14 protein-coding genes and 1 pseudogene are annotated in these 16,400 nt (G+C 41.5%); 10 read left to right on the forward strand and 5 right to left on the reverse strand.

The features are described 5' to 3' along the window. Positions 1–160 precede the first annotated feature (160 nt). A complete protein-coding gene (locus Q5H80_RS05930; protein WP_304569211.1) occupies positions 161–364 on the forward strand; it encodes a hypothetical protein in 204 nt (67 codons plus the stop codon). 424 nt (positions 365–788) lie between these two features. Here the strand turns inward: Q5H80_RS05930 and Q5H80_RS05935 are convergent, their stop codons facing one another. Next, the gene (locus tag Q5H80_RS05935; protein ID WP_304569212.1) at positions 789–2,000 is read right to left on the reverse strand and encodes a DUF3103 domain-containing protein; all 1,212 of its coding nucleotides are present in this window, start codon (positions 1,998–2,000) and stop codon (positions 789–791) included. 324 nt (positions 2,001–2,324) lie between these two features. Next, complete coding sequence (locus Q5H80_RS05940; protein WP_304569213.1) at positions 2,325–4,148, reverse strand: M4 family metallopeptidase; 1,824 nt, start codon at positions 4,146–4,148, stop codon at positions 2,325–2,327. A gap of 617 nt (positions 4,149–4,765) precedes the next feature. Here Q5H80_RS05940 and Q5H80_RS05945 point away from each other — a divergent pair. Then, positions 4,766–5,680 carry a putative phage abortive infection protein gene (locus Q5H80_RS05945; protein WP_304569214.1) on the forward strand — a complete coding sequence of 305 codons (915 nt, stop codon included), beginning with the start codon at positions 4,766–4,768 and terminating at the stop codon, positions 5,678–5,680. Positions 5,681–6,060: 380 nt separating this feature from the next. Here the strand turns inward: Q5H80_RS05945 and Q5H80_RS05950 are convergent, their stop codons facing one another. Continuing rightward, positions 6,061–7,086: an IS110 family transposase gene (locus Q5H80_RS05950; RefSeq protein ID WP_304569215.1), complete on the reverse strand. Its 1,026-nt coding sequence runs from the start codon at positions 7,084–7,086 to the stop codon at positions 6,061–6,063. Between the two features lie 100 nt (positions 7,087–7,186). On the opposite strand from Q5H80_RS05950, the gene Q5H80_RS05955 reads away from it, so the two are divergent. Then, positions 7,187–7,831 carry a hypothetical protein gene (locus Q5H80_RS05955; protein ID WP_102279961.1) on the forward strand — a complete coding sequence of 215 codons (645 nt, stop codon included), beginning with the start codon at positions 7,187–7,189 and terminating at the stop codon, positions 7,829–7,831. A gap of 149 nt (positions 7,832–7,980) precedes the next feature. Here Q5H80_RS05955 and Q5H80_RS05960 read toward each other — a convergent pair whose 3' ends face one another. Both Q5H80_RS05960 and Q5H80_RS05965 read right to left on the reverse strand, forming a co-directional pair. Continuing rightward, entirely contained in the window at positions 7,981–8,850 is an 870-nt protein-coding gene (locus Q5H80_RS05960) for a hypothetical protein (protein WP_304569216.1), read from the reverse strand. Then, on the reverse strand, positions 8,851–9,657 hold the full coding sequence (locus Q5H80_RS05965) for a HipA family kinase (protein ID WP_304569217.1): 807 nt from the start codon (positions 9,655–9,657) through the stop codon (positions 8,851–8,853). It lies immediately after the preceding gene. A 256-nt stretch (positions 9,658–9,913) separates the two neighbouring features. Here Q5H80_RS05965 and Q5H80_RS05975 point away from each other — a divergent pair, with 256 nt between their 5' ends. The 7 genes and pseudogenes from Q5H80_RS05975 (at position 9,914) to Q5H80_RS06005 (ending at position 16,350) form a co-directional block, all read left to right on the forward strand. Then, the gene (locus tag Q5H80_RS05975; protein WP_304569218.1) at positions 9,914–10,567 is read left to right on the forward strand and encodes a hypothetical protein; all 654 of its coding nucleotides are present in this window, start codon (positions 9,914–9,916) and stop codon (positions 10,565–10,567) included. Positions 10,568–10,651: 84 nt separating this feature from the next. After that, positions 10,652–11,050, forward strand: coding sequence for an NUDIX hydrolase (locus tag Q5H80_RS05980; protein ID WP_304569219.1), 399 nt, complete (start codon positions 10,652–10,654; stop codon positions 11,048–11,050). Positions 11,051–11,491: 441 nt separating this feature from the next. Next, positions 11,492–12,910 (forward strand): SLC13 family permease, encoded by a 1,419-nt coding sequence (locus tag Q5H80_RS05985; protein WP_304569220.1) that lies wholly within the window; start codon positions 11,492–11,494, stop codon positions 12,908–12,910. Between the two features lie 6 nt (positions 12,911–12,916). Next, complete coding sequence (locus Q5H80_RS05990) at positions 12,917–14,272, forward strand: ATP-binding protein (protein ID WP_304569221.1); 1,356 nt, start codon at positions 12,917–12,919, stop codon at positions 14,270–14,272. Then, positions 14,259–14,732 carry a response regulator gene (locus tag Q5H80_RS05995; RefSeq protein WP_304569222.1) on the forward strand — a complete coding sequence of 158 codons (474 nt, stop codon included), beginning with the start codon at positions 14,259–14,261 and terminating at the stop codon, positions 14,730–14,732. Before Q5H80_RS05990 ends, Q5H80_RS05995 begins: the two co-directional genes overlap by 14 nt. A 464-nt stretch (positions 14,733–15,196) precedes the next feature. Beyond that, positions 15,197–15,582 (forward strand): annotated as a pseudogene (locus tag Q5H80_RS06000) (hypothetical protein). 291 nt (positions 15,583–15,873) lie between these two features. After that, a complete protein-coding gene (locus Q5H80_RS06005; protein WP_102582973.1) occupies positions 15,874–16,350 on the forward strand; it encodes a GNAT family N-acetyltransferase in 477 nt (158 codons plus the stop codon). Positions 16,351–16,400 lie beyond the last annotated feature (50 nt).

Genomic DNA, 16,400 nt, shown 5'->3' on the forward strand with positions numbered 1-16,400 from the left:
TTTCGTTTTTATTGTGGGGGAAGGCGTTTGGTAAAATGAGAATCAAAATAGAAATCAGAATGATGAATTGGGGTGATAATTGGAGGTAATACAACTATTTCTGATGAGTACTGAAAATAACTCTTAATCACTGTTGGGGGATTCGTGAATGATATGGTCGATGAATATTGAAAGTAACCAACCGCGAAAGTCATTCTTGCTTGAAGAGGAGCAGTTTAAGTTTTGGAAAGCTGACTTGAAAAATACTGCAATGGGCGTGGTTGTAAGGGGCGGAAAAGTTCTCGCCAAAAACGCTTTAGGTATGGCCTTTGAATTCCCTAGAGGTTCAGTTTATCCCGGAGAGTCGGGGTGCAATATCAGCTAGAGAGTTGTGGGAAGAAACAGGCCTTAAAGGTTTACAACTTCTCGTCACTCATCAAGATCTAAACGACTTCGGTGGAGAGATTCACTATGTAGTTTTGTGTGCGGATCAGATTGATGAGCCTAAAATGGTCGAGGTAGAAAGACAGAAAACTTTCTATTGGCTAGAGCCCTCAGCGCATTTGCAGACGATGTGGAAAAATACGGTGCGTTCCCGCCAAACATATCTCACGAAGAACACCGCTTTGCCTTTGCCGAATTCCATTTGGGAAATCGACTGTGGCAAGGTTTCATCAAATGTTAGATGACATCATTGTGTTTGATTACTCCCTGTAATTAGGTTCTGAGTAGATTTCTTGTGTTTGACTTACCTTCGATAATGAAGAGTTAGGGCCTAGCGATTAAGCCCTAACTAAATAAGAAACGACTTACTCTGTCGGCGAGATAGTCACAGGGGCAAACGATGCAACAGCATTACCGCCAGCACCCGGGCGATCAACATAAGGAGTGTTTTGCATTAAGTTGTAGTACACGTCTACGAAGTCATCGTCATTCACTAATACGCCATCAGGAATCACATCGATAATCTTGCCTGTGATCTGAGGGATAATCGCATACCCCTGAACTTCTGGATCAGGAATCATCTTGAGTATCTCTTCAGCAGCTTGAACCAAGAGCTTTGCTAACGCTTTATAGTCAGTACCATCATCCTGCTCCATCAAAATCATGTCCGCAGCACCCCAGCGGTAGCGAGGCCAGAAGATGACGGTCTGGTTTGGGTAGTACGTCTGTTTGTCGTAGTCCAGATAAGGCATATCAACGAGATCGATTTGTGGTTCTAAACGACTTGAATCGACGCCCGTTACAATGGCGTAGATTTCCGCTTTACCAGAGATCCAAGGTTCTTGGTCGACGGCTAAACGGATTTTGGTTAATTGTGTGGTATTCAACGGCTCAGGTTCCGACAAGGCCACCGAGCGACGTGCCCTGTTCATCAAAGACGGTTTTTGAGGTTTACTCTCGGCGGCATTGGTATCGCTATCGGCATTGATTTGCGTTGTAGTACCCAGCTTTTGCATCTCTGCCTGCATCGCCATTAGGCCTGCTTTGAGCTCTTCTGCGCCGTTACTATCAATGACAAATACAGGAACGTCTGGCATTTGGTACACATCTAGTTCATGAACCTGTCCGTACACGTCATACGCTTCAATATATTGCCAATTCGAATCATCGCCTGATGGTTCAAATGCAAACAGCGGGTTTTCACCATTCTTCCAAGCTTCGATCATCGCTTCATCAGCCATGCGAATCTCTAATATAGAGTCGCTGAAGTCGTTGATCCCTTTCATCTTACGATAGCCAAGATCCGCTCTTTGCATCTTGCTTGAGAATGCGGAGTAGGGCTGAGAAGAATTCAGTTTATCTATTGGCGCGGACAAACTCTTTTCTGAGATTTGCTCTTTTAAGGAAAGCTCAAGGTTGGAATAACGCTCGCTGATTTGCAAAGCCAAAGATTGCTTTTGCGCTGCGCTACTTTCTGCAATACCTAATGACTCAGTTGTCTCAATATTTTGCGCAAAAGACTGGAAGCCAACCACCGTCGTTGCAAGCACCATACTGATAGGAAAAGATGGTCTCATAAATAATCCTTATTTTAATTTTTATCATTAATAGAGCTTTTGCCCTATAAGGATTAACCTATCAGTAACGTGAATGTGTTCAAGAGTTAGTCAGTTATTTTTGTTTCGTTGTGCAGCACAGGATCTCAATTTAAACTGTTTTTATAAAATAATGCATAGACAACCTTGATATTTATAAATTAATAAACGTATCAGTAAATAACTTACAATATTATTAGCTACTAAGGTGTGTCATAAAAAAACCTACTCAAAGTGAGTAGGTTTTTATTTCGCGGTTAACCGCTAGTTCTCGATTTACAACTTGTTTGAGAGGCTCGCTCTAACTCAATCTAAACGCAATGTTAGGCCAGAGTAGTTCGAGTATCCGCGCAGTAACACATGATAAGTCACGCCCGGTTGCGCGCTCACACTGCACTGTTCGTTGTTTCCAGTACGATAAGGGCGACAATCGTAACTCGATGTCGTTGGCTTGCTGCCTGATTTCACGTAAAGATCGGCATCGCCTGAACCACCAGACATTGAAACCGTCACGCTGGATGCAGAATCAACGGTGAACGTGTAGAAGCTCTCCGAAGATTGATTCCCGCTTAGGTTCGCAATCGGTGTGCCTTTCGTCAGTATATTGCCAGTTGGAGGCGTGACACCACAACTCGCATTTACGCCGACGGTATTGAAAGCATCTTCAACATCGGCAACCATATAGCCCATGTCTGCTGCGGCTTTCGCTACGCCACAAGCTCCGGCATCAAAGGTACTGTTTGCCGTCCAATACAGTTGGTTTGCGACCGTGAATATTTCAAAGCCCTTACGTACATTCCACCCCGATTTGTTTGCTAAAAGGTAAAAGGCGCGGTTATAAACACCGCTAGACAAGTGAACATTCAAACCGTCGTAGTATTGAGAGGCATGATCAATCGAGCGGCCATCTTTTGAAGGTTGATCAAAGTAGCGCAAACCACCTTCCGATTTAAATATATCGCTACCGACCACCCAATCCACACTGCCACGTAAGTAGTATTCAGCCGCTTCGCCCGCAATATCGGAGAAGGCTTCATTGATACCGCCCGACATGTTTTGGTACACAAGGCCGGAGTTCTGCTCTGTGAACCCGTGGCTAACCTCGTGAGCACTCACGTTGATATCGACCAATGGGTAAAAGGTGTTTTTGCCATCCCCAAATGTCATGGATGAGCCATTCCAAAAGGCGTTTTCATAATCGGTACCGTAATGAACGCGCATCGTCAGCTGGAAAGTTAAAGGCGACGTGTTCATCCACTCTTTGTACATATCGAATACGACATTACCAAAATAGTGCGCATCGTTAAGAGGCGAGTATGCCCCGTTGATGTATTTATGATCGGTGTAGTTGGTGCCGTCGGCACAGTTGTAACTGTAGGCTGTGCTGCCAGAGGTTCCGTTCCTCAAATCGACTGTCTTAACTGATTCATTTTCTAACGTACAAGTCGTGCCTGTTTTGTCGATGGGAAAGCTAGGGAAGTCACTGCCATATTCATATCGAGTGGTTTTGAGGTTGCCTCCTGGGCCAGAACCTAATGCTTTAGCGTGGTTTAGCCCATTCCATTTTTGGAGCACATCGCCAGTCGTGGCATCAATAAAGTAGAAAGGGCGCTCTGGCATTGCGGACGCGATAAAGAAATCGACCAGATACACCACTTGGGCGACTTGGTTCTCATCCAATCTCACCATGAGTTTCGCGTTTTTATTTTCAATCGACTTTTTGCCGACAGTAAACGAACGGTGAGAGGAAATCGCGGCTTCAATCGCTTGTTCCTGATTCAGTTTTGGCGCGATGCTAGATAGGTCACCACTGATCCCTTGTGCCATTGAGCCAAATACCTGAGTGGGTTGGTTCTTGGAAAGGGTGGCGACAACGGAGGTATTAAAGACGGGTAAACCTAGGTGAGTTTGTTGATAGCGGACTTTTGTTTTCCCATTGGGCAATACCACCCGTTTAACTTCAGAAAAACCTAATTCTAGTGGGGCAACACTCTTCGACTGCGCGACGAGGCTTTGTTGTAGCAGTGTATCATTATCGATTCTGACCATTTCTGCAGCGTGTGCAGTAAAGCCGAAAGACGTACCTAGAATGGCTGCTATTTTCCAGCTTAGTTGACGTTGTTGGTTCATTTGTCGTTCCTGATTTTAATATAAACTCCTTCTTCCCAACGGCTTTATAGGAAGCCTATATGCAACACACTAATGCCATGTGTTGCGAATCAAGATTGGAAGAGCATTTCGGCTTATGGCAAGTTTTTATTAGAGATTAAATTTTAGAGTATGTAATTCAAAGTTTACAAAAGCGCTTATTGATCAAATTGTTTTTATAAAATCTAATTTTATTATTTATCGTAAACGTATGAAGCGACGGAAGTTATTAAAACCCGCTTTGTTTTAATTTATATAATAAAAATATCTAAGTTAAATTCGATATTTTTTGCTTTTTATCTTAACTACAAATTAGTAAATAACCGGGTTTTTTGAAGTGAAATATTGTCTTTATTATCAATAGTAAACTTGTTTTAACAATACCACTAAGCACAGATCTCATCTTTTCTACATTTGAGCTTGTTAGACAGAAAAAGATCTACATTTTCTTGCTCAATCACAAACTAAGAACGATAAGTCATTGTTATGGATGGAGTAAGTCGCTTAAAATAGGCAGTATAAGAAACTAGATAGAAAAATTCTGCATTTAAGTACAGAATTTCTCTGTCTAATAGCTGTTATATTTTTATGGAGATCTTATGAAAGTTGTAAGGTTAATTTTGTTCATCGCAGCTCTTCTGGCTGCGGTTGTTTTATCCACTTTTGTACATAAATTTGGTATTGGATACTGGGAAACGGTAGAAGAATGGGCGCAAACAGGGGACTTTTTTGGCGGAATATTAAACCCAATATTCGCATTCTTCAGCTTGATACTAATTGCTTACACATTATTCCAAAATAAGACAGCTATTGAGCAAAATAAAGACGCATTACATGCAAGTAATGAAGAACTCAAACTTAGCCGTATTGAGCACTCAAAATCAGTTGAGGCTTTAAAGGGGCAAGTCGAGCAGTTTAATTTTCAGCGGTTTGAGAACACATTCTTCAATATGCTCTCACTGCAGAATGACATTCTGAATGAGTTAGAGTTTAAGACTGAAAACTTAAGCTCATCTAAAAATCCTAATGAAGACTCTACACGTTCAAGGTATGTGTTTGGATCTATACTTCGCTGGATCGATGGTAGTGTTGATGAAAGTAACCCATTTGATAATTACGATGACTTTCAGGTTAACGAAAATCAAGTTGTTGGACATTATTTCCGAAACCTATACCAAATCCTTAAGTTTGTTGATGAGGCAACTTTATCTGATGTTGATAAAGTAAAATATGCGCGAATACTTCGAGGGCAACTCTCATCTGACGAAATAGCGGTTTTATTTTTCAACTGCCTCTCCTCCAAAGTTGATAGTGGTCAGTTTAGAAAATATGTTATTAAGTACAAGATGTTAGAGCACATTACTGTTAGCATCTCTCCTTATTCTGACGATATGACAGTTTCGACACATCTAATCTTTGTTCCATTAACTGCATTGGATTCCTATATCAGCGAGAATGAAAGTGCATTTGGTGATAACTCAGTCATTAATGACTATCTGAAAACAAAAATATAACAAAGCGTTTAAGACAGATTCCCAACGCTCGGCATTTTGAGTTTGGGTTAGCTTTGGTGTTTAAGGTGGCAAGGTTTTTGGTAGGGTGGCGGCGTTGCTCACTACTTAACGCGGCTACATGGATTCCCCCGGTTGTCAAACATCCGCTAAACTTATTTTGATGGGTTTTGGACTGCCGCTCTACATTCGGCCTACTTATCGACGATTCGCATACGTCGTGGCCCTGATGACTTGCGCGACTGCGGTGCCTTATTCGTTAGATGACATCTAGTGTGTCCGCCGCATTAACAGGCTCTCCGCAAGTGGTCTTAACCTATCTCCATCATTAGCGTCTGCAATGACCCGGTGGGTTTAACTCTTTATGCTGCTTAGTTTTTTACTTAAGCAGCATAGTTTTCGTATTCTGTTTGATTGTGTAAAAGCGACCATATAATTCGTGCGTTCTTCGCGGCAAGTGCCACTATTGCTCGGTTCATTCCTCTTCGTCCCAGAACGCCTCTGCACCACTGACTTAACTTATCTTGCTTGTCGCCAAGGTTGGCAATTACGGTCCTTGCGCCATGAACTAATAGTGTTCGTAAGTATTTATCGCCATGTTTGGTTATCCGACCTAAGCGTGGCTTTCCTCCCGTCGAATATTGTTTTGGTACGAGTCCTAGCCAAGCAGAGAAATCACGGCTTTTATCAAATTGAGAGCCGTTACCTATCGAAGCAAGTATCGCAGTAGCGGTTTGCGGTCCAATGCCCCGAACTTTCATCACTCGTTGAACATTAGTGCTGACCTTAGCAAAAGAGTCGAAGACTTGTTCAGTATCGGCGATACGTTGATTCAATTCTCCAAGGTGGTGATAAGCATCGGCTATCACCGTTCTTGCGAGGTGTGGCAGTTCATTTTCTACGTCTTCGAGCATTAAGGGAACCTGTTTCATCAATGAAGAGCGACCAACAGGAATGATTAATCCGAATTCAGAAAGCAGGGCACGCATGCGATTCATAAGCGCGGTGCGTTCACGAACCCAATGCTCTCTTATTCTATGTACCGATAGGATGGCTTGTTGCTCGGGGGATTTTATGGGCACAAAGCGAGTCGATGGACGCTGAACAGCTTCGCAGATAGCGACTGCATCATTAAGGTCGTTCTTCCCTTTAGTTCGATAAGGAACCACGTATTTAACAGCCATAATGCGGGTGTCGTGACCGAGTTTATTGAGTGTTCTTGCCCAATAATGTGCGCCACCACACGCTTCAACGCCTATACGCATGAGTGGCATATTTGCTATTGTAGTCAGTAGTTTAGAGCGGGTTACTGACTTATGAAGTAAGACTTTACCATTTTGGTCTACGGCATGAAGGCTAAAGTGGTTTTTAGCTAGGTCGATACCGCAGAAATAAGAATAATCAGACATGGTGCCTCCGGTGCAATTAAGTACCACATAAGTGTGGCAGACCCTCGGTAGGGGGAATCCATGTCATTCGTTATAGCTAAATATTAATTTCGGAGACAATTTGAACGTTTCTAAACATTTAAACAAAACAAACATCATGTGGTGTTGTTTGTTAGTACTAGTGTATTTTGTGACTCATGGCTTTGTTAAATATGGGCTAGAGCACTATACCGATAACCTATTACCAGAGTTTACAGGCGTGTTTTTTGAGCTTTTTGTCGTTTTACTGGTTTTCAATAAATGGCAAGAGCGGGAAGCATCAAAACAAAAAATAGCCAAAGAAAAGCGCCTTAGAGAGTTTTTAATCTTCATAATAAATGAATTCTCCAATTTTAAATCAATGCCAGAATCGTTTAGTTTTTATGGTCTTTCTCATACTGAAAATCAAACTGTTCTAAATCGATTAAAGTCAGAATTTACAAGTGAGAAAAGTACTCCAAGCTCATTTCGCCATAGTTTTATCTATCATTGCCAAGTTGATGTAGATGCTTTAACTGCGCTTTTGCCAGTGGCTGCTGATTTATCTGAAGAACACTTCAAGTCATGGGCGCGTATAGTTTACTACATCAAAAAATCAGCCATGCTTGATATTAGTGTTCGTGAAGACTTTGAGCAGTTTGATGAGTATATAATTAAATTAATTGATTACATTAGACGTTTTGATAAAGCTTCATTTGACAATAAAATTTATCACGGTGCGATTTAGCTATAACAAAGCATTTAGGAATGATTCCCAACGCTTGGTATCTTAATATCATCGTTGGGTTTGTATATATGAGTAATGGTTTAGGTTCGTGGTAGTGCGTTAAGTAGCAGCTCGTAAAGAGTACCTCGATACAAGCTGCACAGAAAGTGTTAAGCTACGTCGGCGTTACACCACTCCGAAATTTCATCAGCTAACGAATCTATCTCCACATGCGAACCGACATGAAAATTATGTGGTTTCAGAAGCCAGATGAATTTGTCTAATTCGTTCTCAATTTCGATCTGTGTTTCTCTTTTTAGTGAGTCGTCAGGTAACATTAAAAACACAGCATTTGCATTGGTTTTTAGGTGGTTAGAGGCAATATCTATGTCTCTATAACCATCAAACAAATTGCACTTCACTCGTTGAACGTCTGAATAGGCTGTAGATACAAGCGTTGCTGTACCGTTTGCTTTCTTATAAGGCAAAAACAGGTTATGTATTACGTTTCCTTCACTAACCGTTTGATATGGGTTTTCAGGTACATGCATTGAATATGTAACGTCCAAATTAGCTTTGAGCTTTTCCTTTAAGCTATTGTAAACATTATCTCTTGAGGTTGACGAAAATCGATTGGTAGCGACTTTTCGCACTTTCTTACCCAATGGGATAGTGTTCTTGTATAAATTGCTCAGTACGTCAGCAACGTCTTTTCCTTGGGCAAAACCAATCCGTTTTAATGTTATTTGTGGGGTTAGGTTTTGTGAGTCATTTAGTTCTTTTCTAAAAACCAGTTCTCGCGCAACGTTACATGCTAACTCAAGCTGAAATTGCATTTCTTTACCGTAAAAACAATTTATGCGCTCGTAATAGTCAAGCATTTGTACACTGAACTCACCAGATTGCTCTTTGAATCCTACACCTATGTTTAGTGTTTCACCCGTTGAAATATCTGGTGTCCACTGAAACTGGTACCAGTTACCAGAAACATTTGTAAAACGGGTGGTGGAATTTAAAATATCGTTTAAGGTATCCATCATTTATGCCAACATTCTCAAGCTTTCGCAAACACGTTCATTACCTAAAGTTGCTCTTGTTTCAATAAATGTTTCAAGGGCTTCACGTCTTTCAAGGTCTTTAGCAAGTAAAACATCCCACCAATAACATAGTTCTTGCCTAATGTTATTGTAGACCTCTTCATGAGCGTTCGTTGCATGAGCAACCATCGACTTTACTGGTAATGGTGTGCAGTTTAAAGCGAAGAGGTTGTTAGTTAAAACATTTTTTGCTACGTGGTTAGGAGCTAATTGGCTAGCTTGCCAATTTAACGTAATAGGTAAATTACTATGGTCAAAAAGATAAATTCGGTTTTTCCCCGCAACCATAATATTGCCTAGGTGTCTGTCTTCATTGGCAACCCAGTCATCAAATGCAATTGCATCAGAAACTTTATCCCAGCCAGCAACCAAATTCATCAAGGTCGTACATTCTTTAATATCTTCAACTTCGTAGAAGCTACCTGGGGTTGTACCATCAAGGCTACTGACAACGAACGCCCAGTTTTCATACTGGTTTGTATCATCATCAAATTGTTGTGGAGTAGTATTAATTAATCCAGCATGTTGCGGGACAGGTAAACCACAGTGTTTGGCGATGATATAACCTGTTATTTCGTTTACTAAAGCTAATGTACGTGTTTTGCTAAAACGTTTAACAAATGCTTTAGAGTTTTTTCCATCGTTCCAGTTGATGCCACAAGAATAAGTTTGAGCCATCAAACCAGAAGTTTGCTGTGCATAAATTGCCGATAGTTGCTCGGAGGAGAGCACTTCAATGCATGTATTCATTATGTTATATAGAGCCAAGTTTCATATTGTGGGTAGTCTATGCTAATGGTGCCTATGGTCAACAAGATAATTTTGCTTACGTTAGTCAGTGCACGCAATTTGAATGTTACTTAACAAACAACTTAAGAGTGATTCGGCACGCGTGGTATTTTTACTATGCGTTGATTTTAGTGATTAAGGTGATATGTGGAGGCATCGGTATTGCTTCCCTCATACCTTAATTGGGAATTAGCTATGTTAACTAGGGATATAGATAATGATTGATGGTGTGCAGGAGACTCCTTTGTGGGTGGTTAGCATGTATACAATTCTGGCTTTCTTACCGCTTATAAAACTTTTTCACCACATACTGCATTCTAATCGTTCTTACAAAGTCCAAAGTTTAGAAGCTCTTTCTAAAGTGTTAAGTGGAACTGAGAACATTAGTAACAGACTCATCGCTGAGCAGCTATTTATTAATCAATTCAAGGTGCGTGTTGATTATGAAACCATAATAGCTTTACTTGCTTTTGAAGCACCGACAAAAGCTATAAACCTATACCGAAACTCAAACAAGTATTTGAAAACGGCTAAAGGTCGACTGGTTTACGAAGATAAATATCAATGCTTGAAGAAAAGGCGTTTGGAAAAGTACATAAGACCAATTCGAAATCTTATTTTATATTGGTTCTTCGCAATGATTGCTGGTTTTATTGGGTTGTATGTATATCGTTCGTTTAACATAGATACAATTTTTCACACCAATTACGTACTTATCAATGGGGTACTTTGGGCACTTTGTTCGTTAGCTAGCCTTATTTGCGTAATTTTAGCCGTAAAGTGTCTTACGGATACTACAAGTATCAAAGATGCAGAGGCTTTGATAAGTATAGGCAATCAGTATAAAAGCACACCAAAATGGTATTACTAAAATACACTAACAAGTAGTTTAGCTAGTTTAGCTTGATTCACAATGCTTGGCATTTTTTGCTTGCAGAGTAACAAGGAAAGCCACATGAAAAACATAGCTATGGCCGTGGTTGTAAGAGAAGGGAAAGTCTTAATCCAAAACCGTTTTAGACCTCGCCAAGGTATGGTATTTGAGTTCCCTGGAGGTTCAGTTGATCCCGGTGAGTCGGGTAGCCAAGCTGCAATTAGAGAGTTGTGGGAAGAAACAGGTCTTAAAGATTTACAACTTCTCGGCACTCATCAAGCTATCAATAACTTCGGCGGTGAGATTCATTATGTAGTTTTGCGCTTGGATCAGAATGATGAGCCTAAAGTGGTCGACGCAGAAAGACAGCAAACTTTCTATTGGCTAGAGCGCTCAGCGATTCCTCTTGATGACTTTTATCGTGCAGATATCGAGTTTATAGAGAACCATTTGAGTCGATATATCTCTCAAAGATGCTAGTTTCATAACCACCATCTCTATTCATCGTTAGTTTCACGGAGGAAGCATGACAAGCGACCAATTATTGGAAAAGGCACTTTATAGCAGTGCCAGCATCCATCAACCCCCAACGAGCTTGTTCAGCGCTTTTATCAGAAGTGGTCCTTAATTTATGGACGTGACTTTAAGTGACTGACCTGTTCTGACAGTATCTAGAATAACTGGAACGGATTATGACTAGGAACGTAGAAACCACTCACCTGAATTTAATTGCAACAATAAATGACATACAAACGTAGAGGTAGCGCACAGAATCGAAAAAGGGGATATCGTGATCACGTAATCATTGATCTAGCCGATAGTGAGGTAGTGATAAGAGTTCGATAATTCGTTGTCGGATCCAAATTAGAACTGTAAATCTAATTTCTAAGTAATTGTTATCTCGGGAAGAGTTTTTGTGCTATGCGCCCCTATATTAAATACATTATCCCTATTTTAATTCCTTTCATTATCCTCGTAATGCCGCTATCAGCGTTTCCATTTGAAGGCCTTACGATTATTCAACAACGCGTTATCGCGATCTTTTTATTAGCGGCATTGTGCTGGGTGTTCGAGCCTATCCCGATTTACGCGACGTCTGTTGTTATTATCGTTCTGCAACTGTTGATGTTGTCGGATAAAGGGCTGATCTTTTTAAGGTTTGAGCATGGGGAAGAACATTTTGGTGAGCTGTTAAAATACAGCGATATCATGGCGACATTCGCCAGCCCAATCATCATGCTGTTTTTGGGTGGTTTCTTCTTAGCGATGGCTGCCACTAAATATCGATTAGACGTAAACTTAGCTCGCGTGTTGTTGAAGCCATTTGGACAAGATCCAAAGTTTGTGATGCTCGGCTTAATGTTGATCACTGGCATCTTTTCGATGTTTATGTCTAACACGGCAACAACGGCAATGATGCTATCTATTTTAACTCCGGTACTGGCTGTGTTTGGTCCGAAAGACCCCGGTCGTGTAGCGTTTGCGCTTTGTATTCCTGTTGCTGCTAACATCGGTGGCATTGGCACCCCGATAGGAACCCCTCCGAACGCTATCGCACTTAAATATTTAGTTGGCGACAACCTAATTACGTTTGGTGAATGGATGGCATTTGGTGTGCCGTTTGTCGTTATTATGATGGCGTTAGCGTGGTTTTTAATAGGCTTTATGTACAAAGCTGACCAAAAGAAAATCGAGCTAAGCATCAAAGGTAAATTCCTTAAAACGCCCAAAGCCATTGCGGTATACGTTACTTTTGCGCTGACCATCATTCTTTGGTTAATGGGCTCAAGCCATGGCATGAACTCTTATACCGTCGCCCTGATTCCTGTCGCTGTGTTCTCACTCACAGGGATCATCAATAAAGAAGACCTGAAAAAGATTTCTTGGGACGTACTGTGGCTTGTATCAGGAGGTATTGCGCTTGGTTTAGCTCTCGATAAAACTGGCTTAGCAAAGCTTGTGGTACACAGTATTCCGTTTGATACCTACTCACCCTATGTGGTGTTGTTCGGAGCGGCGTTCTTGTGCTTGGTAATGGCAAACTTTATGTCCCATACCGCAACGGCTAACTTGTTAATGCCAATTATGGCTGCTTTAGGTTCGTCTATGGCTTCACTCACGCCACTAGGCGGTGAGTTAACGTTAATTCTGGTTGTGACTTTTGCCGCTTCATTAGGTATGTCGCTGCCAATCAGTACGCCACCGAATGCGTTGGCTCATGCCACTGGTCATGTGCAAAGTAATCAAATGGCCAGAATCGGTATTATTTTGGGTGTGGTTGGTGTGCTACTGAGTTTTGTTATGGTGTGGGTGCTACATTCAATTGGTCACATAGGATAACGATACGTGTATCAACAAAAGGTAGAAGCACTTATCGATCGTTATTTTAATCAGACAGAACGTCGGGTGACGTGCCGTGCCGGTAACACCATTATTGAACAATCAGCGTTAAACACTCGTTTGTATTATGTGTTTAGTGGAGAACTGGAAGGGTTTTATTCTGAAGCGAATACACCGCAAGTGCGAGTATTTAGCGCGGGTAGTGGGGCTTTTATAGGCGTTCATAGCTTCTTTTCAGGTAATTGGACAGCATCTTCAACGGTTGTCGCTAAAACCGATGTTGAGTTAGCGTGGATCGATAAAGACACGCCTGCAGAAGATGAACGTAAGTTTGGTCCTCTTACCGCACAGTTCACACCTGTGATTGTCAATGAGTTGTCGCGTCGTCAACGCCGTGCAACACAAGAAGCGATAGCGAAACAAAAAGCGCTAGAGAAGTTACATACTGCTGAGCAAATGACGACCTTGGGTCAATTGGCTGCAGGGATTGCCCATGAGCTTAACAACGCTATTGGTGTAGTAAATAGTAAGTCTGGCCGACTTGAAACGGTCATCATGGATCTGCTCGAAGAAGTGCATCCAGAAGCCAGTCAATTTTTCGATTTTGGGTTAATGCATGGTCAGAAAACGTCGTCGTTAGAAGCACGAACACGTGGGCGACAATTTGAAAGAAAATATGGTTTAGACAAAAACATTGCTCGCTCTCTTGCAAAGGCGATTCCAATTGACGCTTTATCTGCAACAGACGTTATTTCAAAGCATTGGCTGAAAAACCCAGAAGAAGCGATTCGTTTTTGGCAGATGGGCTGTGATTTACATGATTTACGTTTGGCATCTAGACACACCGTCGGCATCGTAAAATCGGTTAAACAACTTGGCAGAGTTGATATTGACACCGAAGAAGCGGTTGATATTAATGACTCCATTAACCATGCCTTATCGTTGTTACAAAGTGAGTTACGTAGAGTGTCTGTGCGATTGAGCCCTGCAGATTTGCCGACTTTTAAAGGCTCGAAAACAGAGCTTGTTCAGATTTGGGTCAATATTGTAAAAAATGCTTGTGATGCAATGTCGAATTCAGACGATGCTGCAATAGAAATTCAAACCAGATTAAGTAAGAAAAGAATATTAGTTACGATCACGAATAACGGCCCTGAGATAGACGAGGTGACTCGTAGAAAGGTATTTCAGCCCAACTTCACCACTAAAAAAGGTGGTTTATCGTTTGGATTGGGCTTGGGTTTATCAATAGTTAAGCGGATTGTGGCGGGTTATGGCGGAAGTATCGTTGTGAAAAGTGATGCTTCTAAAACTGTATTTAGAATCAAGTTACCAATAGAGGGTGAACATGGAGAAGCTTAATTTAATCTGTGTCGATGACCAGAGAGAAGTACTGAGCGCAGTGGTACAAGATTTAGAGCCGCTGGCGAGCTGGCTGAATATTGAAGATTGTGAATCAGCACAAGAAGTGCTTGATCTCATTGATGAACTTGACGCAGAAGGCGAACACATTACCGTCATCGTGTCTGATCATGTGATGCCAGGGAAAACGGGTGTCGAGTTACTCACTGAAGTGTTCCATGACCGCCGCTTTCCGAATACAAAGAAAATTCTTCTTACGGGGCAGGCCACTCATACCGATACCATCAATGCGATTAATGCAGCAGGCATCGACCGTTACTTTGAAAAGCCTTGGCAAGCAAGCACGTTAGTTGAATGCATTCGTACTCTTGTCACTGAGTACATATTTGATCAAGGGCTTGATTACACGGACTATCAGAATGAGCTCGACCAGCAGGTTGTGTTGAGACGCTTACGTTAGGCTCTTGCGTTAGCCATTTACGTTAGTCATTTATGTCAGTCGCTTGAAATTGTATGCACCGAAGGACGCTTTCTGAAGGATTTTTTCTTTGAAAGCTGTAATCTTTCGGTGCATATATTACCTATCTCTTTTAGTCGTTCAGGCTTTAGTACTCAGTGATTAACACACGGGTTGCTGACTTAAGTTGAAAACTCATACGCTACGCCAGACCAAGACCAAGACCAAGACCAACGGATGCATTGTGTCTTCTTCACGAACGATTCCCTGAACATTCTGCAGAACTAAAATGTGTCGCAGAGTACCAGTGTCGTTTGTTAGAAAAGTAAGTCGAGATTATTCAAAAGTGATTCCTAACGCGTGGTATGTGAAGTTCTAAGTCAGATCGGTACTTACAACGTAAAGGACTAGGCTTTTCACCTCTTAGCATGAAAAGTACGGCGAATGCGCAGTCTTTACTTTTCCCTATGGAGTCTGTGTTTGAAAGCTATGTTGCGTCGATATTACGCAGGAACTTAGCTGATGGCGTTACTCTTAGCACGCAAGTTAAGTCTGAATATTTAGTTCACCAAATGGTGAACGCCAGTTCCAACTTCGCCCTGATTTAATGCTCACTAAGTCTCCTAAGTCGCCAGAAACGCCAGAAATGATAGATACCACAGTGATTTTAGATACCAAATGGAAGCTTATTAACCTAACCGCTTCTAATTACGGTATATCGCAGTCTGACATGTATCAAATGTTTGCCTACGACAATAAATACCTAGGGGGAGAAGGGGATCTGTTTTTGATTTATCCTGCTCATGATGGTTCTGATAAGGCGGTTGAGTGCAGCTTTGACTTTGATAAATAATCGCCACCTAAGCTTACGTTATGGGTTGTCCCGCTTACTTTAAAATCTGAAAACGAGAATAGTGTTATTTGGCCAGAAGTATTTAAGTCTAAAGCTAATGAGCTTATTGGTTCGCTAGCACAAAGGCTGAAGCATGAGAGCTATGCTTGATCTTGGTAAGTTGGCGATTTTATTGGCAGTGTGAATGGTTTATATTTCCATAATATCTATGTGCTAAAGGAAAATGTTGCGCTGGTACAATGCGTTACATAAATGGGCACTCGGTCGAAAGTATATGAATTAAGGATAATTATGCCGGATATCTCCCTCCAACTTGAACTTGCCAGCACTGCCGATATCCAACAGTTGCAGAGGTCCGCACTCAGCGCATTTGCAGACGATGTGGAAAAATATGGTGCGTTCCCGCCAAACATAGAATCAACAGAGTGGTTCCAAACTGAGGTTAGTAAAGGCAACTTTTATAAAGTGCTGTACAACAGCGACTATGCTGGGGCAATTTGCGTAGAATGTGGTGAGCAGAGCAGTATTGAGATCCGATATTTCTACATTGATGTTCAGTATCAAAATAAACATATTGGCTCTCAAGCCATGAGCCTTATTGAACACCAGTATTCGCATATCGCAAACTGGACTTTGTTCACCCCTTATCAGTCCTACAGAAACCACCATTTCTACGAAAAATTAGGATATATCAAAGTCGGTGAAGTTCAGCCAGACCAATCAGACGATTTCAAATTGTTTGAATATTCAAAGAGCCATTTAAGTTGAAATAGAGGCATAACAAACGTACACGGCATCTATAACTGATGATTGCTGCT

Source organism: Vibrio sp. SNU_ST1, from assembly GCF_030563405.1.
Taxonomy (GTDB): Bacteria; Pseudomonadota; Gammaproteobacteria; order Enterobacterales; family Vibrionaceae; genus Vibrio.